We start from the raw sequence: 24,340 nt of genomic DNA, 5'->3' as shown, positions 1-24,340 counted from the left end.
GGGCGGCGCGCGGCGCGGGGGGGGGGGGCCGGGGGCGGCCCGCGCCCCCCGGGCCGGGGGCGGGCGGGGGGGGGCCCCCCCCCCCCCCCGCCCCCGTCCGGCTTCCGGGCTAGAGTGATCCACATGCTGGTAGCCGCCGCCGTGTGCCCCTGTCCGCCGCTGCTCGTCCCGGAGGTCGCCGCCGGGGCGGCGGGCGAGCTGGACGCGCTGCGCGCCGCCTGTGACGAGGCGCTGGCGGCACTGGTCGCGGCCGGGCCGCAGCTGGTCGTGGTGGTCGGCACCGGGCCGGAGGCCGAGGTGTGGACCGAGGGCGGGGCCGGCTCCTTCCGCCGCTACGGGGTGCCGCTGGTCGCCAAGCTGCCCGGTGACCGGGTCGAGGGCCCGGAACTGGCGCCCGCGCTGACCGTCGGCGCGTGGCTGCTGGAGCGCGCCGGGCTGACCCTGCCGACGCACGCCTGCGCGGTGCCCGCCGACGCCCCGGCCGACCGGATGCTCGGCCTCGGCCAGGGCCTGGCCGGACTCGCCGACCGGGTCGCCCTGCTGGTGCTCGGCGACGGCAGCGCCTGCCGCTCGGTGAAGGCCCCCGGCTACCTGGACGAGCGGGCCGAGGACTACGACGCGGCGCTGGCCGACGCCCTCGGCACGGCCGACCTGCCCGCCCTGGCCGCGCTGGACGCGGGCCTGGCCGCCGAACTCAAGGCCGAGGGCCGGGCGCCCTGGCAGGTGCTCGCCGGCGCCGCCGAGGGCGCCGGCCTCACCGGACGGCTGGGCTACCGCGACGCACCGTACGGGGTCGGGTACTTCGTGGCCTCCTGGTCCTAGTCCCGGACCCGGGGCAAGGGCCGGATCCGGGTCCGGGGCCAGTCGGGCGGGGACGGCTCAGGACCGGACGGCCCGGACGGCTCAGGACCGCGGCGGCCCGGGCGGGTCAGGACCGCGGCGGCTGTCCGTCGTCACCGGGCTTGGGCTTGTGGGCGAAGTCGCCGACGGCGTCCTTGGCCTTGCCCGCACCGTGCTCGATCTTGTCGCTGTACTTGCCCTTGGTCGCCTTGTCGATCGCGCCGCCGGCCTTGTCGACGGCCTTCTCGATCTGGTCGCTGTGCTTGCCCGCGAGCTCGCTGGCCTTCTCCTTGAGCTCCTCGGCCTTGCCCTTGAGGCTGTCCATCAGACCCATGGCGGTCTCACCCTTCCCTGTCGTCCGTCCGTCCATCCCCGTCCCCTGCCCAACGTCCCGGTCCGCCGAAGCGTTCGCAAACCGGGCGCCAACTGGGGAAACGGCCGGAAGCGGTCCCGGCGGCAGTCATATCGTCGCGCGGAAGCGGGCCGGTGGCAGCCCGGTCTCCGGTACCGAACGGGTTTTGGGAGACTGGAACGGTGAGCATCCTCCGTACCCCGCGCGTCATCTCGATCGTCGGCGCGACCGCCGCCGGAAAGTCCGACCTGGCCGTCGCCGTCGCGCGCAGCCTCGACGGCGAGGTGATCAACACCGACTCGATGCAGCTGTACCGCGGCATGGACATCGGCACCGCCAAGCTCACCGTGGCCGAGCGCGGGGGAGTGCCGCACCACCTGATGGACGTCTGGGACGTCACCGAGGCGGCCAGCGTGGCCGAGTACCAGCGGCTGGCCCGGGCCGAGATCGACCGCCTGCTCGCCGCCGGGCGCACCGCCGTCCTCGTCGGCGGCTCCGGGCTGTACGTCCGGGCCGCGATCGACGAGATGGAGTTCCCCGGCACCGACCCCGAGGTGCGGGCCCGGCTGGAGGCGGAGTTGGCGCAGGCCGGCCCGTACGCGCTGCACCGACGGCTGGCCGAACTGGACCCGGCGGCCGCCGAGGCGATCCTCACCGGCAACGGGCGGCGGATCGTCCGCGCACTGGAGGTCATCGAGATCACCGGGCAGCCGTTCACCGCCAACCTGCCCGGCAACACCGCCGTGTACGACGCGGTGCAGATCGGCGTGGCCGTGCCGCGCCCCGAGCTGGACGAGCGGATCGCCCTGCGGGTCGACCGGATGTGGGAGGCCGGCCTGCTGGACGAGGTGCGGGCGTTGGAGGCCGTCGGGCTGCGGGAGGGGCGGACCGCCTCCCGGGCGCTCGGCTACCAGCAGGTGCTCGACCACTTCGCCGGCGAGTGCACCGAGGACGAGGCGCGGGCCGAGACCGTCCGCGCGACCAAGCGCTTCGCCCGCCGCCAGGAGTCCTGGTTCCGCCGTGACGACCGGATCCACTGGCTCTCCCGGCCGGCCGGCACCGACCCCGTCGAGCTGCTGGCGGAATCCCTCGAACTGATCGGGCGTCAGGGAGTTCCGGCCGCGTAGGACGGGATCCGGCCAATTCGGCGGTGCACCTGCGCGCGCAGGCGACCGTGCAGGACGAACCGGCGGTCACGGCCCGATCACGTGATGGCCACGGATCACCCGTCGGCCCCGGTCGAGCCCGGAACCACCCTCTGGACATGCCATCATCGATGCCATAGGGGTCGGCCGAACGGGCCGGCCGTGCCCGGCCGCGAGTCCGCTCGTGTCGAACAGTCAGGGGAGGCCGTGTGTCGACGGGTACCGGCCCCGAGCCCGGTCAGAGCGGGAGCGTCACCGCGCCGGCCGAGGAGTTCGACGAGTCGACGATGGGTGACCTCCCCGTGCTGACCGGACTGGAGGCGCCGACCTCCTACGCGGTCGCGCTGCCCGCCCTGGACACCCGCACGCCGCCCGGCGGCGCGGTGCACGAACGGGAGATCCGCCCGCTGCGCCGGCTCCGCTGGTGGCAGACGCTGCCGATCGCCCTGCTGGGCACCCTCGGTTCACTGATGTTCGCCTTCCCGCTCGCCTTCGGCTCGGCCGGGGCGCGCGCCACCATGGTCGGGATGCTCGGACTGCTGCTCACCGCCGCCTCGGTCGGCTGGGGCGCGATGGCCGCCCGGCACGCCGGCTACAAGTGGCCGGGACTGCCGCGCCGCGGCTCCGCGCAGCGGGCCGGCTGGAAGGCGATCGTGGTCTACACCCTGATCGCGCTCGCCGCCTGCGCGCTCGCGGTCTGGCGGGTCGCCTACCTGCGCTGAGCGGTCCGGCGGGGCTCAGTACCATCGGTGGGGTGAGCGCATCCTCTCCCCAGCACGGTGGCCTCCCCTTCTTCAAGGGGCACGGCACCCAGAACGACTTCGTCATCGTCCCGGACCCGGACGGCGCGCTGGAGATCGGTCCCGCGGCCGTCGCCGCGCTGTGCGACCGGCGGGCCGGCGTCGGCGGGGACGGGCTGCTGCGCGTGGTGCGCTCGGCCGCGGACCCGGCCGCCGCCGGGATGGCCGACCGGGCCGAGTGGTTCATGGACTACCGCAACTCCGACGGCAGCATCGCCGAGATGTGCGGCAACGGCCTGCGGGTCTTCGCCCGCTTCCTGGTCGCGGCCGGCCTGGCCGAGCCCGGTGAACTGGCCGTCGCCACCCGCTCCGGGGTGCTCACCGCGAAGGTCGCCGAGGCCGCCGCGGACGGCACGCCCGGTGACGTCACCATCGACATGGGCAGCGCCCGGTTCCCCGGGCCGGACGGCATCGAGGTCGCGGTCGGCGAGCGCCGCTGGCCGGCGCTGAACGTCAACATGGGCAATCCGCACGCGGTCGCGTTCGTGGAGAGCCTGGACCACGCCGGTGACCTCTTCACCGCGCCGCTCACCAGCCCCGCGGGCGCGTACCCGGAGGGCGTCAACGTCGAGTTCGTGGTGGACCGCGGGCCGCGCCACGTCGCGATGCGGGTGCACGAGCGCGGCTCGGGCGAGACCCGTTCCTGCGGTACCGGCGCGTGCGCCGTCGCGGTGGCCGCCATCCGCCGGGACGGCGCCGACCCGGCGGTCACCGGTGAGGCCGTCGCGTACACCGTGGACGTGCTGGGCGGTCGCCTGGTCATCACCGAGCACCCGGACGGCCGGGTGGAGATGGCCGGACCGGCGGTGATCGTGGCCGAGGGGCGGCTGGACGAGCGCTGGTGGGAGTCCGTGCGTCGGGGCTGACAGCCCGGTTTGCCCAATTCGTGCGGTGACGAATCCCCCCGATCGGGTGATACCGGTCGCGGACGGGAATCACGGCGTCGCGGAACGTGCTCTGCTCGGTAGCATGGACCACCGGGTCGATCACCCCTGGGAGGGGTAGCACGATCACCCCCTCAGGAGGGGCCGCGCCCGGCGACGTTGCCGGAGGTGCCGATGACCATCGAAGCCGGGCAGTCCCTGACGGGGCAGCCGACGACCGTACGGCAGGGCGGGGCCAGGAGGCCCCTCGGAGAGCTGGGCCGGGCCGCCCTCGGCCGGGCCGGCCGGGCCGCGTTACTGGCCACCGGCCGGCCGCTCGTGCCGGACGCCCTGGAACCGCTCGTCCGGGTCCACCGCCTGCACCACCCGCAGGGCGACCTCGGCCTGCTCGCCCGGGCGTACCGGCTCGCCGAGGCCAGCCACCGCGGCCAGAAGCGCAAGAGCGGTGAGCCGTACATCACCCACCCGCTGGCCGTGACCATGATCCTGGCCCAACTCGGCGCCGGGACCACCACCCTGGTCGCCTCGCTGCTCCACGACACCGTCGAGGACACCGAGTTGACGCTGGAGCAGGTCGGCGCGGGATTCGGTCCCGAAGTCGCCTACCTGGTCGACGGGGTGACGAAGCTGGAGAAGGTCGACTTCGGCGCCGCCGCCGAGGCCGAGACCTTCCGCAAGATGCTGGTCGCCACCGGGGACGACGTCCGGGTCATGGTGATCAAGCTGGCCGACCGGTTGCACAACATGCGCACCATCCGGCACATGAAGCCGGCCAGCCAGGTGCGGATCGCCAAGGTCACCCGGGACGTGCTGATCCCGCTCGCCGAACGGCTCGGCATCCACGTGCTCAAGGCGGAGCTGGAGGACATCGTCTTCGCCACCCTGCACCCCGAGGAGCACGCCCGGGCCCGCACCCTGATGGCCGGCCACGAGGCCGCGCCCGACACCGTGCTGGAGCCCTTCGCCCGGCAGCTGGCCCGGCAGCTCGCCGAGGCCGGGGTGGCCGCCGAGGTGACCGTGCGGCCCCGGCACTGCGTCTCGCTGCACCGGGTCCTGCTCAAACGGACCGGCGCGCCCGGCCCGGACGGGCGGCCGCAGGGGCCGCGCCCGGCCGACTTCGGGCGGCTGCTGGTGGTGGTCGAGGAGAACGCCGACTGCTACGCCGTCCTCGGCGAACTGCACACCTGCTGGACGCCGCTGCCCGGGGAGTTCAAGGACTTCGTGGCCGCGCCCAAGTTCAACCTCTACCAGTCGCTGCACACCGCCGTGGCGCTGAGCGGCGGCGCGGTGGTCGAGGTGCTGGTCCGCACCCGCCGGATGCACGAGGTCGCCGAGACCGGGGTGGTCGCCCTCGGCGACCCGTCCCCGGCCGCCGCCGCCCAGGACACCGACGAACTGGACCGCACCGACCCGGCCCGGCCGGGCTGGCTCAGCCGACTGCTGGAGTGGCAGCAGGAGACGCCCGACCCGGACGCCTTCTGGTCCACGCTCACCGCCGACCTGGCCGGTGACCGCGAGATCACCGTGGTGACCGAGAGCGGCGAAACGCTTCAGCTGCGGGCCGGCGCCACCTGCGTGGACGCGGCCTACCTGCTCGGCGAGGAGACCGGCCACCGATGTATCGGCGTCCGGGTCAACGGACGGCTCAGCGCGCTCTCCACCGTGCTGGAGGACGGCGACCTGCTCGCGGTGCTCACCGAGACCCTCCCGGCCGGCGGCGGACAGCCCTCCGGCCCCGCCCCCGAATGGCTGGCGCACGCCCGCACCCCGGCCGCCCGGCTCGCCATCGAACGCTGGCTGGCCGACCCGCCGGCCCGACTGCCGGCGGTGCGCACCGGTCCGGCCGCGGCCCAGCCCGCCCCGCCCGGCCGCCGCACCGCCGAGAGGCGGTCCGCACCGGTCGCCGTGGCCGGCCGGCCCGGGGCGACCGTACGGCTGGCGCGCTGCTGCACGCCCGTCCCGCCGGACGAGGTGGCCGGCTACCCGATCCGCGGCGGCGCGGTGGCCGTGCACCGCACCGGCTGCCCCGCCGGGGAACGGATGCGGGCGGACGGCCGGGCCGCGCTGGAGGTGCACTGGCAGCCCCAGGACGCCCCGGCGGCCGGGCACCGGGTCACCCTGCGGGCCGAGGCGCTGAACCGCCCCCGGCTGCTGGCCGACCTCACCGCGGCGATCTCCGCCGCGGGCGTCGGCATCGTCTCGGCCGAGGTCGAGCCGCCGCAGGAGTCGCGGGTGCGGCACACCTACACCGTGGAACTGCCCGAGCCGGCCGCCCTGCCGGGCCTGATGCGCGCGATGCTGCGGGTCTCCGGGGTGTACGACGTCGACCGCCCGCACGCTCCGGAGGGCGGCCAGGCCCCGCCCCGCCCGGCCACGGCCCGGCCGTCCGACCGGAAATGGGGATGACCGGGCCTCGCCGGGCGTGCGACCATCATGGGGAATTCACGGCCGGTCCACGGCGTTCACAGGGCACAGGTGCCCCGGTGGCACCGAGGACCCGAGGGGTAGCTCACCCCGCCCGGACGGTAGCCGGGGCGGCAGCTGGGCAGACTCCTTGAGGGACCGCCCCGCGGTCCCCGAAGGCCTCCCGTACCAGCCAGCCAAAGGACAGAATGACCTCCACGTTCGACACCCGCGACCACGCCGACGCTCCGCGCCGCTTCGACGGTCAGCGGGCGGAAGCCCTCATGGACGAGGACCTCGCGGCCATCGACGAGGACCTCGGCCACCACTACGACGGCGACCAGTACGACCGCAGCGAGCGCGCCGCCCTGCGCCGGGTCGCCGGCCTCTCCACCGAACTCGAGGACGTCACCGAGGTCGAGTACCGCCAGCTCCGCCTGGAGCGCGTGGTGCTCGTCGGCGTCTGGACCGACGGCACGCTGGAGGAGGCGGAGAACTCCATGGCGGAGCTCGCCGCGCTCGCCGAGACCGCCGGCTCCGAGGTGCTGGACGGCGTCATCCAGCGTCGCGACAAGCCGGACGCGGCCACCTACATCGGCTCCGGAAAGGCGCAGGAGCTGCGCGACATCGTCGCCTCCACCGGCGCCGACACCGTCGTCTGCGACGGTGAACTCACCCCGGGCCAGCTGATCCACCTGGAGGACGTGGTCAAGGTCAAGGTCGTCGACCGGACGGCCCTGATCCTGGACATCTTCGCCCAGCACGCCAAGTCCCGGGAGGGCAAGGCGCAGGTCTCGCTCGCGCAGATGCAGTACATGCTGCCGCGACTGCGGGGCTGGGGTCAGTCGCTGTCCCGGCAGATGGGTGGTGGCGGCTCCGGCTCGTCCGGCGGCGGCATGGCCACCCGTGGTCCCGGTGAGACCAAGATCGAGACCGACCGGCGCCGGATCCGCGAGAAGATGGCGAAGCTCCGCAAGGAGATCGCCGACATGAAGAAGGGCCGCGACACCAAGCGCCAGGAGCGCCGGCGCCACCAGGTGCCGTCGGTGGCCATCGCCGGGTACACCAACGCCGGCAAGTCCTCCCTGCTCAACCGGCTCACCGGCGCGGGCGTGCTGGTCGAGAACTCCCTGTTCGCCACCCTGGACCCGACCGTGCGCCGGGCCCAGACCCCGAGCGGGCGGGTCTACACCCTGGCCGACACCGTCGGCTTCGTCCGGCACCTGCCGCACCACCTGGTCGAGGCGTTCCGCTCGACCATGGAGGAGGTCGCCGACGCGGACCTCATCCTGCACGTGGTCGACGGCTCGCACCCCGAGCCGGAGACCCAGCTGGCCGCCGTCCGCGAGGTCATCGTCTCGGTCGACGCGCAGACCGTGCCGGAGATCGTGGTGATCAACAAGGCGGACGCCGCCGACCCGCACGTGCTGCAGCGCCTGCTGCGCCGCGAGCCGCACGCCATCGTGGTGTCGGCCCGCAGCGGCGCCGGCATCGAGGAACTGCTCAAGCTCATCGACGACGAGCTGCCGCGACCGGCCGTCGAGGTGCGGGCCCTGGTGCCCTACACCCAGGGCGCGCTGGTCTCCCGGGTGCACGCGGAGGGCGAGCTGCTCTCCACCGAGCACACCGGCGAGGGCACGTTGCTGCACGCCAAGGTGCCGGCCGAGCTGGCCGCCGAGCTGGAGCACTTCACGGTGGCCCTGCAGGGCTGAGGCCACCCGAGCGGTGTGAAGGGTCCCCGGGACCGTACGTGGTCCCGGGGGCCCTGCCCGTGCGCTGTCCCGGGGCGTCCGCGGCGGGGGCGCCCCGGCCGGGTCAGCGGACGTTCTTGGCGAAGAAGTCGAAGGCCTGCTTCGCCTGGTCCTGCAGCGAGGGCCCGGCCTGGTAGCCGGCCGGACCGCGGTCGCCGATCGCACCGACGCTGATCAGGTTGGGCTTGCCGTCCCTGGTGACGAACCACCCGCCGCCGCCGGAGCCGGCGGTCATGGTGCAGCCGATCACGTACATCGGCGGGCGGCTCCGGTCGAAGGAGAGCCGGGCGGGCGGGACCGGGGAGTCGCAGTGGTCCAGCTCCATGCCGTCGAAGGGCCGCTCGGCCGGGTAGCCGTAGGCGGCGGCCGAGGTGATCTGGTCGCGCGGGGCGTTGAACCAGACCGGGACCGACCCGCCGACGGTCTCCTCCAGGGACTTCCCGGAGTCGCCCTCGGCCTGCACCCGCAGGATCCCGTAGTCGAACTGGTTGTGGGCGCCGACGCCGCTCTCCTGGAGCCAGGTCGGCGACACCAGCGCGCGCACCGCCGTCCACCGGCCGTACGGGGCGGCCTGGGCGTCGGTGTACGGCTTGCCGTGGTTCGCCTGGCCGTCCCGGTTGAAGCCGGGCACGAACACCACGTTCTTCAGCCAGCCGCCGCCCTTGCCGTCGTGCAGGCAGTGCGCGGCGGTGTAGACGAGGTTGCTGCGGCCCGGGTTGACCGGGTCGGAGACCACGGTCGCGGAGCAGGCCGCGTCGCCCTGCGGCGTGGTCACGAAGAGCCGGCCGACCACGGCCGCGGCCTGGCCGTACGGGTGCGGCTGCGGCTCCGCCCGGACGGCGGCGGGCGGGGCGTCCCGTTCGACGCCGGGGGCCGCCGGGGCGGTGAGCGGGTACTCCGGGGTGGGCCGGGGCTTGGCGGCGTCCATCCGGGCGGTCGACCAGAAGCCCCGGGCCGTCTCGTTGGCGAACCTGCTCTCGGTGACGTACTTCGTCCAGTCCTCCAGCTTCCAGCCCGTCAGGTCGCCCAGGCTGGTGGGCGCGGACTTGGGGAGGGCGGGGGGCGGAGTGGCCGGCCTGGCGGGGCCGTCCGGGCCACAGGCCGCCGCCGCGAGGGCGGTCACGGCGAGCAGTGCGGCGCCGGCCGTCCTGGCCCGGCGCCCCCGGTTGGTGGTTCTCGGCATGCTGCATCGTCCCCCGTGCTGTGCTGGTGTTTCCGTACGACCGCCCCCCGTGGCGGCTACTGCTTCCTGGAGATCCAGTCCAGGGCCTGCTTGGCGACCGTCTCCAGGTACGGGCCGCTGAGCGAGGTGTGGTCCTGGGTGCCGATCGAGGTGTTGCTGACCAGGGCGGTCTTCCCGTCGGGCATGGTGGCGAACCAGCCGCCGCCGCTGGAGCCCTGGGTCATGTTGCAGCCGATGGTGAGCATCGAGGGCCGCTTGGCGTCGAAGGAGAGCCGGGTCGGCTTGCCGCCGTCGCACTTGTACAGTTCCTGGCCGTCGAACGGCTTGAGTAGCGGGTAGCCGACGGCCGACACGCCGATCTTGTCGCGCGGGGCGTCGAACCACACCGGGACGGCCGAACCGACCGTCTCCTCCAGGGACTTGCCGGTGTCGTTCTGATTGTGCACGCGCATGACCGCGAAGTCGTACTGGTTGGCGGCGTCGCCGGTGCCACCGCCCTCGACCATCCACTGCGGCGAGGTGGTGACCTGGTCGGCCCACCACGTGCCGAGCGGGGCCAGCTCGGACAGCGGGGCACGCTTGCCGCCGCTGGAGGCGCCCGAGTTGTTGTAGGCGGGCACGAACACCAGGTCCTTGTAGAAGCTCCCGCCCTTGCCCTCGTGCACGCAGTGGCCGGCCGTCCAGACCAGGTTGCTCTTGCCGGGGTGCTGCGGGTCGGCGATCACCGTCGCCGAGCAGTTGCCGCGGCCGCCCTTGGCGGAGAAGAACACCTTGCCGGAGGGCTGCTTGGTGTACGGGCGGGGCACCGCGACGGCGTTGACCACCGGCGGCTCGGGGTCGGTCACGCCGTCGTCGCCGGCGGGCTTGGGGGTCGCCGGGGAGGGCTTGGCGGCGGGCGGGGCCGGGTCGGCGGGCTTGGAGTCGCCCATCGTGTCCGGGTCCCAGAAGTCCTTCACCACCGGGTTGTTGAAGACGTGCTTGGACGCCCAGCTGTCCCAGTCCTCGAACTTCCACTTCTTCAGGTCGTCCCAGCTCCTCGGCAGGCCCTCCAGCAGGCTGGTCGGCAGGCCGGACGGGAGGGTGATCCCGCCGATCGCGCCGCCTCCGCCGGCGGTGCCGTTCGCCGGGGCCGAGGCGGGCGGCGGCGCGGCGCTGCCTCCCCCGTCGCCCGCCGGGCCGTCCGGCCCGCAGGCGCTCACGGCGAGCAGGCTTCCCGCGACCACGGCGGCGGCCAGGGCTGACCGGTGGATCGTAGGCATCTGTGCGCTTCCCCCTGTGCTCGGTCTGTACTGGGTCGGTCGTGCTGGGTCGGTCGGTGGCGGGTCGTCGTCGGTCGTCCGTGCGCGGTCGGCCGGCCGGCGTCGGGCCCGTGGTTCCGGGCTGGTCGGTGACGGGTCGTCCGTGCGCGGCCGGTCCGTGCTGTGGCGGCCCGCCGCCCTGGAGTCTTCCACCGCGGAGGAGGACGGCCGTGCCCGCCCCCCGGGTTGCGGTACCGGCCGGAGATCACCGATCCGTGACGCGGACCCGGTCGACTCACCGGCGCAGCAGGGCCTTTCGCCCCCGGGGTGGACAATGCCCGATCTTCACCCGGACGAGTGAGCCGTCCTTGTGATCACCCCTCAGGGATAGGTAACCCTTACCTGACGCGACGGTGCGAGCGCCCGCCGACCCCCTCCACCACCAGTGCGCGTCCGCACCCCCACGCGCCCCAAGGAGCAGCCTTGAGCACCGCCCTCACCGGAGCCCCGCCCGAACCGCCGCAGCCCACGGAGCCCCCTCGGGAGCCCAAGGGCGCGCCGACGCCGAGAGCGGCGAGCGACCAGTGCGCGGTGGGGGCACCCCCGGCCCGGGGCGGGGGGACGGCGCCGGGCCCCGAACGCCCGGAGGCGAACGCGGGGGAGCGGCCCGGGCCCGATCCGCTGCCGCACCGCGACCCGGTACCGCACTCCGGCCCGCTGCCGCACCACGACCAGGCGCCGCACCGCGAGCCGCTGCTTCACCGCGATCCGCTGCTGCACCACGATCCCACCGTCGCCGCCGAACAGGCCGCCGTGGAAGCCCTGTTGCGCTGCTGGACGCGCGAGACCGGAGCCCGGCCCGGGCCCGACGGCCGACTGCGGATCGCCGTCCTCGGCGGCGCCGCCCGGCTCACCGCCCCGGTCCGCTACTGGTCGCCCGGCGGCTGGCACCGGTTCGGCCCGGCGACCCTCGCGGCCGGCGAGGCCGCCGCGGGGGATTCCCACGACGCCCCGGTGGACGCCGTCACCGCCGCCGCGTTGCTCGCCGCCGCGGCCGCCGACCGGCCGGACCCCGGGCAGGTCGCCGACCTCGCCGCCCGGGTCGCCGACTCCGTCGTCCGCACCGCCGAGATCCTCACCCACCGCCGCGCCGGTGCCGCGCCCGGCGGCCCCGAGCGTTCGCACTTCCTCGCCGCCGAACAGTCCCTGCTCCTCGGCCACCCGCTGCACCCCACCCCGAAGAGCCGCGACGGCCTCGGCCCGGCGCAGAGCGCCGCCTACTCGCCCGAACTCCACGGCTCCTTCCAACTCCACTGGTACGCCGTCGCCCGCGAACTGCTCGCCGCCGGCTCCGCCGTCGCCGAGAGCGCCGACGGGATCACCGCCGGCCTGCTCGACGGACGCCTCGCCCTGCCGCCCGGCACCGCCGCCCTGCCGCTGCACCCCTGGCAGGCCCGCGAACTCGCCCACCGCCCGGCCGTCGCCGCCCTGCTCGCCGACGGGCTGCTGCACGACCTCGGCCCGGCCGGCGAGCCCTGGCACCCCACCTCCTCGGTCCGCACGGTCTACCGGCCCGGCACCCCCTGGATGCTCAAGCTCTCGCTCGGCCTACGGATCACCAACTCCCGCCGGGAGAACCTGCGCAAGGAACTGCACCGCGGCCTGGAGATGCACCGGCTGCTGGAGAGCGGGCTGGCCGCCGAGTGGCGGGCCGCCCACCCCGGCTTCGACATCGTCCGCGACCCGGCCTGGATCGGCGTCGACCATCCGGCGCTCGGCGACCCGGGCGGCCTGGACACGGTGCTGCGCGCCCAGCCCTTCGCGCCCGACGAGCGCGCGCTGTGCGTCGCCGGACTGGTCGCCGAACAGCCGCTGGGCACCGGCGACACCGTGCCGTCCCGGCTCGGCGACATCCTGCGGGCCCTCGCCGCGCGCTGCGGGCGCCCGCTGCGGACCGTCGCCGCCGAATGGTTCCTGCGCTACCTGGACGCCGTCGTGCTGCCCATCCTGTGGCTGGACGGCCGGGGCGGCATCGCCCTGGAGGCGCACCAGCAGAACAGCCTCGTCCTGCTGGACGAGGCCGGCTGGCCCCGCGGCGGCCGCTACCGCGACAACCAGGGCTACTACTACCGGGAGAGCGCCGCCGAGCGGCTCACCGACCGGCTGCCCGGACTCGGCACCGACAGCGACACCTTCCTGCCCGACCCGGTGATCGACCACCACTTCGCCTACTACCTCGGCATCAACCACGTCCTCGGCCTGATCGGCGCCTTCGGCTCCCAGCGGCTGGCCGACGAGACGGTGCTGCTGGCCGCACTGCGGCGGTTCCTGGCCGGACCGCGGGCCGCCGCCACCGGCTCGGCGCTGCCCGGGCTGCTGCTGGACGCGCCCACACTGCCCTGCAAGGCCAACCTGCTCACCCGGATCAACGGCATGGACGAACTGGTCGGCCCGGTCGCCAGCCAGTCCGTCTACGTGGACATCCCCAACCCGGTGGCGGGTGGCTGATGCTGGACGACCTGCCCGGGTGGGGTGCGATCCCCACCCCGGCCGGCGAGTTCCGGCTCAGCCCGGTCCGGCTGCCCGCCGACCTGGACCTGCTCGCCGGGTGGATGAACGACCCCGAGGTCGCCGCCTTCTGGGAACTCGCCGGGCCGCCCGAGGTCACCGGCCGGCACGTGCGGACCCAGCTCGACGGCGACGGCCGCAGCGTTCCCTGCCTCGGCCTGCTCGACGGCGAGCCGATGAGCTACTGGGAGGTCTACCGCGCCGACCTCGACCCGCTGGCCGCGCACTACCCGGCCCGGCCGCACGACACCGGCGTCCACCTGCTGCTCGGCCCCTCCGCCAGCCGCGGTCGGGGACTGGGCGCCGTCCTGCTGGCCGCCCTCGCGGAGGGGATCCTGCGCCGCCGACCGTCCTGCGAACGGGTCGTCGCCGAACCGGACGTCCGAAACCGGCGCTCGGTCCGGGCCTTCGAACGGGCCGGGTTCCGGGCGACCGCCGAACTCGACCTGCCCGACAAGCGCGCCGCCCTGATGGTGCGCGCCCGGGCACCCCTGACCGTCCGGGCCCGGCCCGCCTGACCGCGGCCCGCCTGACCACGGCCCGTCCGACCGCGACCGTCCGACCCCGATCCGTCCGATCCCGACCGCCCGACCGCAGCCCGTTCGGCCGCCGCCCGTCCGACCCCGACGGGCCCCGGTCCGCCTGACCCCGACCCCGCCTAGGAAACCCCGTGGACACCCCAGCACCCCCGCCGCCGTACGATCTGCTCGGCGTCGGCATCGGACCGTTCAACCTCTCGCTCGCCGCGCTCGCCGAGCCCGTCCCCGGAATGCGCACGCTCTTCTGCGACCAGCGCCCGGAGTTCCGCTGGCACCCCGGGATGCTGGTGGACGGGGCCCGGATGCAGGTGCCGTTCCTCGCCGACCTGGTCTCCCTGGTGGACCCGACCAACCCGTGGTCCTTCCTCAACTACCTGCGCGAGCAGGACCGGCTGTTCCCTTTCTACTTCGCCGAGCGCTTCCAGCTGCCGCGCCGCGAGTACGACCACTACTGCCGCTGGGCCGCCGAGCGGCTGACCAACTGCCGCTTCGGCACCGAGGTCACCGCCCTGCACCGGGAAGGCGACTGCTACCGGGCCGAGCTGACCGACACCGCGACCGGCCGGCGCTCCTCCGTACGGGCGCGCAACCTCGCCCTCGGCGTCGGCACCCGGCCGGTGCTGCCTGAGGCCTTCGCCGGGCTCGCCGGCCACCCGCGGGCCTTCCACTCCGCCGACTACCTGGACCGCAGGGACGACCTGGCCGCCGCCCGGGACATCACCGTGATCGGCAGCGGACAGTCCGGCGCCGAGGTCTTCCTCGACCTGCTCCGCCGCCACGAGGGCGACGGCGTCCGGCTGCGCTGGCTCACCCGCACCCGCGCGCTCGCGCCCATGGAGTACTCCAAGCTCGGCCTGGAGCACTTCACCCCCGACTACACCCGCTACTTCCACAGCCTGCCCGGGCCCGTCCGGGACGCCCTGGTCACCGCCCAGTGGCAACTGCACAAGGCCGCCAGCGCCGAGACCCTCGCCGAGATCCACGACCACCTCTACGAGCGCACGATCGGCCGCCCGATCGACGCCGCCCCGGTCGAGATCACCCCCGGCACCGCCGTCACCGACGCCCGGCCCGGCCCCTGCGGCGGCCTCGAACTGCACTGCCGGCACACCGACTCCGGCGCCGAGCACGTCCTGCGCACCGACGCCGTGGTGCTCGCCACCGGCTACCGGGCCGCCCGCCCGGCCGCGCTCGAACCGCTCGCCGACCTGATCGACTGGGACGAGGCCGGGCGCTACCGGGTCGACCTCGACCACCGGGTCGCCACCCGGCCCGGCCTCGGCGGCGGCCTCTACGTCCAGAACGCCGAACTGCACACCCACGGCGTCGGCACGCCCGACCTCGGGCTCGGCGCCCACCGGGCCGCCGTGATCCTCAACGCCGTCACCGGGCGGACCGTCCACCGGCTGCCCGGCCGCACCGCCTGGACCGGCTTCGCGCCGCCCGTCCCGGCCGCCCGGGCGCAGGCCGGCCAAGCACCACCGGTATCCGCACCCCCGGAACAGACCCCCGTCCTCCCCCGCCCCCAGGAGCTGACCCGTGCCGCAACAGCCGGCCGCTGAACCGCCGCTCTACCTGCCCCCGCACCTCACCGCCGGGCACTGGCAGCGGGCCGGCCGCGCCCTGCTGGCCAAGATGCTCGGCGAGTTCGCCTACGAGGAACTGCTCAAACCCGTCCCCGGGGCCCTCGACGGCGAGTACCTGCTGAAGCTGCCGGAGGTCGAGTACCACTTCACCGCCCGGCGCGGCGCCTACGACGGCTGGCAGGTCGAGCCGGAGTCGATCCGCTGCTCCCGCCCGGACGGCCTGGACCCGCTGCGCTTCCTCCCCTACGCCCGGGAGACCCTCGGGATGCGCGGCGATACCACCGCCCACCTGATCCGCGAACTCTCCGCCACCCTGACCGCCGACGCCCGCCAGCTCGCCACCGCGCTCACCGCCGCCGAACTCGCCGAGCTCGACCACACCGCGCTGGAGGGCCGGCAGGGCGGCCACCCCTGGATCGTCCCCAACAAGGGCCGGATCGGCTTCTCCGCCTCCGACGCCGCCCGCTGGGCCCCCGAGGCCCGCAGCCCCCGCCCGCTGCCCTGGATCGCCGTCCACCGCCGGCTCGCCCGGTACCGCGGCGTGCCCGGTCTGGACCGCCCCGAGCAGCTGTACGCCCGCGAGCTGGACGACGTGGACGCGCTGCGCGCCGCGCTCGGACCGGACGCCGACGACTACCTGCTGCTGCCCGTCCACCCCTGGCAGTGGGACGAGACGGTCCTGCCGCTGTTCGCGCCCTGGATCGCCTCCGGCGAGATCGTCCCGCTGCCCTCCGACGGCGACCCGCGGCTGCCCCAGCAGTCCATCCGCTCCTTCTTCAACACCGCCCGCCCCGAGCGCTGCACCGTCAAGCTGCCGCTGTCCATCCTCAACACCCTGGTCTGGCGCGGCCTGCCCACCGAACGCACCCTCGCCGCGCCCGCCGTCACCGCCTGGCTGCACGGCCTCCGCGACGCCGACCCGTTCCTGCGCGACGAGTGCCGGGTGGTCCTGCTCGGCGAGGTCGCCTCCGTCACCGTCGACCACCCGCTGTACGGGGAGATGCCCGAGGCGCCCTACCAGTACAAGGAACTCCTCGGTGCGATCTGGCGCGAACCGCTCGGCCCCTCCCTGGACGACGACGAGCGTGCCCGCACCCTGGCCGCCCTGCTGCAGACCGGCTCCGACGGGCGGGCCCTCGCCGCCGAGCTGATCACCCGCTCCGGCCTCACCCCCGCCGAGTGGACCGGCCGGCTGTTCGCCGCGATGCTGCCGCCGCTGCTCCACTTCCTCTACCGCTACGGCCTGGTCTTCTCCCCGCACGGCGAGAACGCCATCGTGGTCTTCGACGAGCGGGACACCCCGACCCGGCTCGCGGTCAAGGACTTCGTGGACGACGTCAACCTCAGCTCGCTCGACCTCCCCGAACTGCGCGACCTGCCCGCCGAGGTGGCCGACGTCCTGCTGCGGGAGGGCGCGCAGGGGCTCTGCCAGTTCATCCACTCCGGACTGTTCATCGGCGTCTTCCGCTACCTCGCCCCGCTGCTGGAGGCGCAGACCGGACTGGCCGAGGCCGAGTTCTGGGCCCTGCTGCGCGCCGAGGTCCGCCGCCACCAGGACCGCTTCCCCGAACTGCGCGAGCGCTTCGAGCTGTTCGACCTCTTCCGGCCCCGGATCGACCGGCTCTGCCTCAACCGCAACCGGCTGCTCCTCGACGGCTACCAGGACCGCCCGCACCGCCCGCACGCCGCCCGGTTCGGGACCGTGCCCAACGCGCTGGTGGAGGTGGACGTGCGGCCGCCCGCGCAACGGGACCGGATTGTCACCCCCGCCCCGTAGGGTGGGAGTGTCATGACGAACGACTCCGAATCCCAGCTCGCGGCGGACCACGGCGAAGACGCCGACGAGCCCGTCGCCGTCCCGCGCTCGCGGATCCCCGACCTGCTGCACGCCGCGGTGGCGGCCGTCGGCGGCGTCGAACGCGCCGGCCAGGTCCGGATGGCCGAGGCCGTCGCCGACGCCGTCGACAACGGCGAGCACCTGCTCGTCCAGGCCGGCACCGGCACCGGGAAGTCCCTCGCCTACCTGGTGCCCGCGCTCGCCCACGGGGACCGCGTGGTGATCGCCACCGCCACCCTGGCGCTGCAGCGCCAGCTGGTGGAGCGGGACCTGCCGCGCACCGTCGAGGCGCTGCACCCGGCGCTGCGCCGCCGCCCGCTGTTCGCGATGCTCAAGGGCCGCTCCAACTACCTGTGCCTGCACCGGGCCAACGAGGGCACCCCGAGCGAGGAGGGCGAGGGCCTGTTCGACCCGGTGGACGCGCTCGGCGGGCCGACCGGCAAGCTCGGGCAGGACGTCCTGCGCCTGCGCGACTGGGCCGAGGAGACCGACACCGGGGACCGCGACGACCTCAGCCCCGGCGTCTCCGACAAGGCCTGGGCCCAGCTGGCGGTCACCTCCAAGGAATGCCTGGGCGCCACCCGCTGCGCGTACGGGCAGGAGTGCTTCGCCGAGAAGGCACGGGAACGGGCCAAGCTGGCGGACGTCGTGGTCACCAACCACGCGATGCTCGCGATCGACGCGATCGAGGGCGCACCGGTGCTCCCCGAGCACGGTCTGCTGATCGTCGACGAGGCCCACGAGCTGGTCAACCGGGTCACCGGCGCGGCCACCGCCGAGCTGACCGTCGGCGCGGTCAACCGGGCCGTGAAGCGGGCCGCCCGGCTCGCCAACGAGAAGGCCGTGGACGCCCTGCAGGCCGCCGCCGAGAACTACCACGGCCTGATGGAGACCGCCCAGCCCGGCCGGGTCGAGGAACTGCCCGAGTACCTGGCGTACGCGGTCACCGCGATCCGGGACGCCTCCCGCCAGGTGATCAGCTCGCTGGGGGAGACCAGGGACAAGGGGCTCAGCGACGAGGACGCCGTTCGCAAGCAGGCCATGGCCTCGGCCGAGACGCTGCACGAGACCGCCGAGCGGCTGCTGGAGGACTCCGAGTACGACGTGGTCTGGATCGAGCGCAGCGACCGCTACGGGCTGGGCACCGCCTCGCTGCGGGTCGCCCCGCTGAGCGTCTCCGGACTGCTGCGCGAGGGGCTGTACAAGGAGCGCTCGGTCGTCCTCACCTCGGCCACGCTCAAGCTCGGCGGGGACTTCAAGGGCGTCGCCGCCTCCGTCGGCCTGCCCCCCGAGACGCGGCTGCCGGACGTCCGCACGGACGGGGACAACCCGGAGCCCGGCCCCGGGTTCGGCGAGGACGCGGTGCCGCACTGGCGCGGGATCGACGTCGGCTCCCCGTTCAAGTACCCCAAGCAGGGCATCCTGTACGTCGCCAAGCACCTGGCCGACCCCGGGCGCGACCCGGAACGGCCGGACATGCTCGACGAGTTGGCCGAACTGATCGGCGCGGCCGGCGGGCGGACCCTGGGGCTGTTCTCCTCGATGCGCGGCGCCCAGGCCGCCGCCGAGGCGATGCGCGAGCGGCTGGACCAGCGGATCCTGCTCCAGGGGGAGGACACCCTGGGCGAGCTGATCCGGGACTTCGCCGCGGACGCGTCCACCTGTCTGTTCGGCACGCTCTCGCTCTGGCAGGGCGTGGACGTTCCCGGATCGTCCTGCCAGCTGGTCGTGATGGACCGGATCCCGTTCCCGCGGCCGGACGACCCGCTGATGAGCGCCCGCCAGAAGGACGTCGAACAGCGCGGCGGCAACGGCTTCATGGCGGTCGCTGCGACGCACGCGGCGCTGCTGATGGCGCAGGGCGCGGGCCGGCTGGTGCGCGCGGCGGACGACCGGGGCGTGGTGGCGGTGCTCGACCCGCGGGTGGAGACCAAGCGGTACGGGGGCTTCTTCCGCTCCTCGATGCCCGAGTTCTGGTACACCACGGACCGCAACCAGGTGCGCCGCTCGCTGGCGGCGATCGACGCCTCGGCGGCGCCGGTGCGGCCGGTGGAGAAGCGCGGCTGAGGCCCGCCCCGGGCACAGGGCCCGACGGAACGACGGAGGGGCTCCCCGCGTGAGCGGTGGAGCCCCTTCCCGGTGTCCGCGACCCGTGCGGGTCGCGGCGCGGCGCCCCGCGGGGGAGGCCGGGCGCCCGGAGGTCGTCGGGCGCCTAGAGGCGGCGCAGGACCGCGACGACCTTGCCCAGGATGGTCGCGTTGTCGCCGTTGATCGGCTCGTACGCCGGGTTGTGCGGCATCAGCCAGATCCGGCCGTCCTCGCGCTTGAGTCGCTTGACGGTGGCCTCGCCGTCGATCATCGCGGCCACGATGTCGCCGTTCTCGGCGACCGGCTGGCGGCGCACGGTGACCCAGTCGCCGTCGCAGATGGCCGCCTCGATCATCGAGTCGCCGCGCACGGTGAGCGCGAACAGCTCGCCCTCGCCGACCAGCTGGCGGGGCAGCGGGAAGACGTCCTCGACCGTCTGCTCGGCCAGGATCGGCCCGCCGGCCGCGATCCGGCCCACCAGCGGCACGTAGGAGGTGGACGGCCGGCCGGCCGTCTCGGCGGTGTTGGGGCGGGCCACCTCGACGCCGCGGACCTCGTAGGCGCGCGGACGGTGCGGGTCCCGGCGCAGGAAGCCCTTGCGCTCCAGGGCCATCAGCTGGTGGGCCACCGAGGAGGTGCTGGACAGGCCGACGGCCTGGCCGATCTCGCGCATGGACGGCGGGTAGCCCCGGCGCTGGACGGAATCCCGGATGACCTCGATCACCCGGCGCTGGCGCTCGGTGAGGCCGGCCTCGTCGGTCCGGATGCCGGGGGGGCGGCCGGGCATCGCACGGGCGGGCGACGGGTGGGTGTCGTCCATGGCGGGCGAGTGTTCGATCGGCTGGTCCGGCACGCGGTTCGAGCCGGAAAGGGCCGTGCCGGAGAGTCGGTGGTCTTCGCTGCGGTCCATGCTGATGTCCACGCTCTGCTGATTCGTGGTGCGCTGCCCCACCTTGAACTGGGAGTGTTCCTGCACCGGGATGGTGTTGCTTTCGATCGTGTTCACGGCGGCCCCTCTCGACGGCTGTCCTCTCCCTTTTCCAGCCCAACGCACCTCGTATCGAAAGGTTGCGCCAAACACACGTTCGAGTGAATTATTCGGGAGTTGGCTGACTCGATCAAGGCTTTGTTGTACATCGAGTAAATGTTCGACCAGAAGTCGACTCCGGCAGTCTAATCGGCGTCGACACGCCAGGGGCGGTGCTTGCCCTGGAGGCCTAGATGTAGTGGCTAGAGTCCTCTCCGTGCCCAGTACTAGTGGTCGCCGGCATGATCAGCTTGCCGAGGGCGGGGGCACATCGCTTAGACTCGACCGGTCCGCACGATCTGCCAGGGAGGGATCCCGAGGTGCACTGCCCGTTCTGCCGGCACTCCGACAGCCGCGTTGTCGACAGCCGGACCACCGAAGACGGCAGCTGCATCCGCCGCCGCCGGCAGTGCCCCGACTGCGGCCGCCGCTTCACCACGGTGGAGACGGCCGCACTGATGGTCATCAAGCGCAGCGGCGTCACCGAGCCGTTCTCCCGGCAGAAGGTCATCACCGGCGTCCGCAAGGCCTGCCAGGGGCGACCGGTCACCGAGGACGCGCTGGCCCAGCTCGGCCAGCGGGTCGAGGAATGCGTGCGCGCAAGCGGCAGCGCCGAGCTGACCACCCACGACGTGGGCCTGGCCATACTCGGCCCGCTCAAGGAACTCGACGTGGTCGCGTACCTGCGCTTCGCCAGCGTGTACCAGGCGTACGACGGACTGGAAGACTTCGAGGCCGCCATCGCGGAACTCCGCGCGGAACGGCCCCGCACCCCGGAGACGGACGACGCCCGCGTGTCCGTCTCCGCCGCCGCGCCCTAGGAGGCGCCGGCGCACCGGCCCCCAGGCGGGCCCAGCCGCACCACAACGGCCCCACGGGGCCCCGGCGTGCCCGGAAACGGGGCGCAGAACACTACAAACCGTGCGATCACAGGCAGGGTCTCCGCCTGCCCGCACACCGGAAGAACGAACCAGCGGTGCCCGGACTTTTCGGGGCACCCCGGGCGTTTGCCCAGGAGGAGGAGCGAGAAGTGACAGACACCACGAGCGGTTCCGCACGCGGGTCGAAGTCCGAGAAGGCCGCGGCCAAGGGCGCGAAGGCCTCGAAGGGCGGTCTCCGGACGGAGCGCATCTACACCACTCCTGGCGTGCACCCGTACGACGAGGTCCGGTGGGAGCGGCGCGACGTCGTCATGACCAACTGGCGTGACGGCTCGATCAACTTCGAGCAGCGCGGCGTCGAGTTCCCCGACTTCTGGTCGGTCAACGCCGTCAACATCGTCACGTCGAAGTACTTCCGCGGCGCCGTCGGCACCCCGCAGCGCGAGTGGAGCCTCAAGCAGATCATCGACCGCGTGGTGCTCACCTACCGCGCCGCCGGCGAGAAGCACGGCTACTTCGCCACCAAGGACGACGCCGAGGTCTTCGAGCACGAGCTGACGCACGCCCTCCTCCACCAGGTGTTCAGCTTCAACTCGCCGGTCTGGTTCAACGTCGGCACCAAGCAGCCCCAGCAGGTCAGCGCCTGCTTCATCCTGTCCGTCGACGACTCCATGGAGTCGATCCTCGACTGGTACAAGGAAGAGGGCATGATCTTCAAGGGCGGCTCCGGCGCCGGCCTCAACCTCTCCCGGATCCGCTCCTCCAAGGAACTCCTGTCCTCCGGCGGCAACGCCTCCGGCCCGGTCTCCTTCATGCGCGGCGCCGACGCCTCGGCCGGCACCATCAAGTCCGGCGGCGCCACCCGCCGCGCGGCCAAGATGGTCGTGCTCGACGTCGACCACCCGGACGTCGAGGCCTTCATCGAGACCAAGGTGAAGGAGGAGGAGAAGATCCGCGCCCTGCGCGACGCGGGCTTCGACATGGACCTCGGCGGGGACGACATCACCTCCGTCCAGTACCAGAACGCCAACAACTCGGTCCGCGTCTCCGACGAATTCATGACCGCCGTCGAGAACGGCACCGAATTCGGCCTGCGCGCCCGGATGACCGGCGAGGTCATCGAGACCGTGGACGCGAAGAAGCTGTTCCGCAAGATGGCCGAGGCCGCCTGGGCCTGCGCCGACCCCGGCATCCAGTACGACTCCACCATCAACCGCTGGCACACCTGCCCGGAGTCCGGCCGGATCAACGCCTCCAACCCCTGCTCCGAGTACATGCACCTGGACAACTCCAGCTGCAACCTCGCCTCGCTCAACCTGATGAAGTTCCTGCGCGACGACGACTCCTTCGACGCGGCGACCTTCGCCAAGGTCGTCGAACTCGTCATCACCGCGATGGACATCTCCATCTGCTTCGCCGACTTCCCGACCGAGAAGATCGGCGAGACCACCCGCGCCTTCCGCCAGCTCGGCATCGGCTACGCCAACCTCGGCGCCCTGCTGATGGCCACCGGCCACGCCTACGACAGCGAGGGCGGCCGCGCCCTGGCCGGCGCCATCACCTCGCTGATGACCGGCACCGCCTACCGCCGCGGTGCCGAACTCGCCGGCGTGGTCGGCCCGTACGACGGCTACGCCCGCAACGCGGTCGCGCACCAGCAGGTCATGAAGCAGCACGCGGACGCCTCGCTCGACGCCGTCTCGGTGGACGAACTGGACGCCCCGGTCTGGCTGCAGGCCAACCGCACCTGGCAGGACGTCGTGCGCATCGGCGCGCAGAACGGCTTCCGCAACGCCCAGGCCTCGGTGCTCGCCCCGACCGGCACCATCGGCCTGATGATGGACTGCGACACCACCGGCGTCGAGCCCGACCTGGCCCTGGTCAAGTTCAAGAAGCTCGTCGGCGGCGGCTCGATGCAGATCGTCAACGGCACCGTCCCGCGCGCCCTCAAGCGCCTCGGCTACCAGGACGAGCAGACCGAGGCGATCGTCGCCCACATCTCCGAGCACGGCAACGTGGTGGATGCGCCCGGCCTCAAGTCCGAGCACTACGAGGTGTTCGACTGCGCGATGGGCGAGCGCTCCATCTCCCCGATGGGGCACGTGCGGATGATGTCGGCGATCCAGCCGTGGATCTCCGGTGCCATCTCGAAGACCGTGAACATGCCGGCCGCGGCGACCGTCGAGGACGTCGAGGAGATCTACTTCGAGGCGTGGAAGATGGGCGTCAAGGCGCTCGCCATCTACCGCGAAAACTCGAAGGTCGGCCAGCCGCTCTCGGCCAAGAAGAAGGACTCCGAGACCAAGGCCGAGCAGGCCGAGGCCCCCGCCGCCGCGGTCGAGAAGGTCGTCGAGTACCGCCCGGTCCGCAAGCGCCTGCCCAAGGGCCGCCCGGGCATCACCACCTCCTTCACGGTCGGTGGCGCCGAGGGCTACATGACCGCCAACTCCTACCCGGACGACGGCCTCGGCGAGGTCTTCCTCAAGATGTCCAAGCAGGGCTCGACCCTCGCGGGCATGATGGACGCCTTCTCGATCGCCGTCTCGGTCGGCCTGCAGTACGGCGTGCCGCTGGAGACGTACGTCTCGAAGTTCACCAACATGCGCTTCGAGCCGGCCGGTCTGACCGACGACCCGGACGTGCGGATGGCGCAGTCGATCGTCGACTACATCTTCCGCCGCCTCGCACTGGACTTCCTGCCGTTCGAGACCCGCTCGGCGCTCGGCATCCACTCCGTCGAGGAGCGCCAGCGCCACCTGGAGACGGGCTCCTACGAGCCGCTGGAGGCCGAGGAGCTCGACACCGAGTCGCTCGCCCAGTCCGCCCCGGTGACCGCGAAGCCGACCCCGGCGTCGGCCCCGGCCGTCGAGGCGCCCAAGCCGTCCGCGAAGCAGGCCCACAACTCCACGGAGCTGATGGAGATCCAGCTCGGTCTCAACGCCGACGCTCCGCTCTGCTTCTCCTGCGGCACCAAGATGCGCCGCGCCGGAAGCTGCTACCTCTGCGAGGGCTGCGGCTCCACCAGCGGCTGCAGCTGAGCACCGGCCGGACCGCCGGCCGCGGCCGGCGGTGCTGACCCCGGCCGGGTGAGCCACCGCTGAGGCGGGGGGGGGGGGGGGGGGGGGGTTTGGGGGGGGGGCAAGGGATAAGACAACAGTAGAGCAAACTCCCCCCGACCCACCGAAAAAGAGGCTGAGAATCGGTGAGATGTGTTGTGG

The 24,340-nt window shown here is 73.6% G+C and carries 17 protein-coding genes; 13 read left to right on the top strand and 4 right to left on the bottom strand.

The genetic code is table 11. The features are described from left to right. The first annotated feature begins 123 nt into the window (after positions 1-123). Complete coding sequence (locus ACFV0O_RS14650) at positions 124-822, top strand: class III extradiol dioxygenase subunit B-like domain-containing protein (protein ID WP_380341112.1); 699 nt, start codon at positions 124-126, stop codon at positions 820-822. A gap of 106 nt (positions 823-928) precedes the next feature. On the opposite strand, the gene ACFV0O_RS14645 is transcribed toward ACFV0O_RS14650, so the two are convergent. Beyond that, positions 929-1,174, bottom strand: a complete 246-nt coding sequence (locus ACFV0O_RS14645; protein WP_380341110.1) for an antitoxin — start codon at positions 1,172-1,174, stop codon at positions 929-931. Positions 1,175-1,374: 200 nt separating this feature from the next. Between ACFV0O_RS14645 and miaA the strand changes: the two genes are divergently transcribed. The 5 genes from miaA to hflX all read left to right on the top strand — a co-directional run bounded on the left by miaA (position 1,375) and on the right by hflX (position 8,136). Further along, positions 1,375-2,319: a tRNA (adenosine(37)-N6)-dimethylallyltransferase MiaA gene (gene miaA / locus ACFV0O_RS14640; RefSeq protein WP_380341107.1), complete on the top strand. Its 945-nt coding sequence runs from the start codon at positions 1,375-1,377 to the stop codon at positions 2,317-2,319. A gap of 227 nt (positions 2,320-2,546) precedes the next feature. After that, positions 2,547-3,059, top strand: coding sequence for a hypothetical protein (locus ACFV0O_RS14635; protein WP_360258418.1), 513 nt, complete (start codon positions 2,547-2,549; stop codon positions 3,057-3,059). A 32-nt stretch (positions 3,060-3,091) separates the two neighbouring features. Then, a complete protein-coding gene (gene dapF, locus ACFV0O_RS14630; RefSeq protein WP_360258416.1) occupies positions 3,092-4,003 on the top strand; it encodes a diaminopimelate epimerase in 912 nt (303 codons plus the stop codon). Positions 4,004-4,195: 192 nt separating this feature from the next. After that, entirely contained in the window at positions 4,196-6,427 is a 2,232-nt protein-coding gene (locus ACFV0O_RS14625; RefSeq protein WP_380341103.1) for a RelA/SpoT family protein, read from the top strand. A 206-nt stretch (positions 6,428-6,633) separates the two neighbouring features. Continuing rightward, positions 6,634-8,136 (top strand): GTPase HflX, encoded by a 1,503-nt coding sequence (gene hflX, locus ACFV0O_RS14620; RefSeq protein ID WP_380341100.1) that lies wholly within the window; start codon positions 6,634-6,636, stop codon positions 8,134-8,136. Positions 8,137-8,239: 103 nt separating this feature from the next. Here hflX and ACFV0O_RS14615 read toward each other — a convergent pair whose 3' ends face one another. Both ACFV0O_RS14615 and ACFV0O_RS14610 read right to left on the bottom strand, forming a co-directional pair. After that, entirely contained in the window at positions 8,240-9,358 is a 1,119-nt protein-coding gene (locus ACFV0O_RS14615; protein WP_380341097.1) for a trypsin-like serine peptidase, read from the bottom strand. 56 nt (positions 9,359-9,414) lie between these two features. Beyond that, the gene (locus ACFV0O_RS14610; protein ID WP_380341094.1) at positions 9,415-10,617 is read right to left on the bottom strand and encodes a trypsin-like serine peptidase; all 1,203 of its coding nucleotides are present in this window, start codon (positions 10,615-10,617) and stop codon (positions 9,415-9,417) included. 462 nt (positions 10,618-11,079) lie between these two features. Between ACFV0O_RS14610 and ACFV0O_RS14605 the strand changes: the two genes are divergently transcribed. The 5 genes from ACFV0O_RS14605 (at position 11,080) to ACFV0O_RS14585 (ending at position 19,193) form a co-directional block, all read left to right on the top strand. Then, complete coding sequence (locus ACFV0O_RS14605; protein WP_380341091.1) at positions 11,080-13,104, top strand: IucA/IucC family protein; 2,025 nt, start codon at positions 11,080-11,082, stop codon at positions 13,102-13,104. Next, positions 12,996-13,682 (top strand): GNAT family N-acetyltransferase, encoded by a 687-nt coding sequence (locus ACFV0O_RS14600; RefSeq protein WP_380341194.1) that lies wholly within the window; start codon positions 12,996-12,998, stop codon positions 13,680-13,682. Before ACFV0O_RS14605 ends, ACFV0O_RS14600 begins: the two co-directional genes overlap by 109 nt. Before the next feature lie 152 nt (positions 13,683-13,834). Further along, positions 13,835-15,265, top strand: coding sequence for a lysine N(6)-hydroxylase/L-ornithine N(5)-oxygenase family protein (locus ACFV0O_RS14595; protein ID WP_380341089.1), 1,431 nt, complete (start codon positions 13,835-13,837; stop codon positions 15,263-15,265). Further along, positions 15,243-17,066 (top strand): IucA/IucC family protein, encoded by a 1,824-nt coding sequence (locus ACFV0O_RS14590; protein WP_380341086.1) that lies wholly within the window; start codon positions 15,243-15,245, stop codon positions 17,064-17,066. Before ACFV0O_RS14595 ends, ACFV0O_RS14590 begins: the two co-directional genes overlap by 23 nt. A 12-nt stretch (positions 17,067-17,078) precedes the next feature. Then, on the top strand, positions 17,079-19,193 hold the full coding sequence (locus ACFV0O_RS14585) for an ATP-dependent DNA helicase (protein WP_380341083.1): 2,115 nt from the start codon (positions 17,079-17,081) through the stop codon (positions 19,191-19,193). Between the two features lie 145 nt (positions 19,194-19,338). Here ACFV0O_RS14585 and lexA read toward each other — a convergent pair whose 3' ends face one another. Continuing rightward, entirely contained in the window at positions 19,339-20,220 is an 882-nt protein-coding gene (gene lexA / locus ACFV0O_RS14580; RefSeq protein ID WP_380341076.1) for a transcriptional repressor LexA, read from the bottom strand. Positions 20,221-20,561: 341 nt separating this feature from the next. Here lexA and nrdR point away from each other — a divergent pair, with 341 nt between their 5' ends. Further along, complete coding sequence (gene nrdR / locus ACFV0O_RS14575) at positions 20,562-21,062, top strand: transcriptional regulator NrdR (protein WP_350523372.1); 501 nt, start codon at positions 20,562-20,564, stop codon at positions 21,060-21,062. A gap of 209 nt (positions 21,063-21,271) precedes the next feature. After that, positions 21,272-24,160 carry a vitamin B12-dependent ribonucleotide reductase gene (locus ACFV0O_RS14570; RefSeq protein WP_380341073.1) on the top strand — a complete coding sequence of 963 codons (2,889 nt, stop codon included), beginning with the start codon at positions 21,272-21,274 and terminating at the stop codon, positions 24,158-24,160. The last annotated feature ends 180 nt before the right edge of the window (positions 24,161-24,340 follow it).

The sequence above is a fragment of the Kitasatospora sp. NPDC059577 genome (genome assembly GCF_042735475.1).
In the GTDB taxonomy this organism is placed as follows: domain Bacteria; phylum Actinomycetota; class Actinomycetes; order Streptomycetales; family Streptomycetaceae; genus Kitasatospora.
The sequence above is the reverse complement of the archived record's forward strand: the minus strand, read 5'-3'. Positions and strand labels throughout refer to the sequence as shown.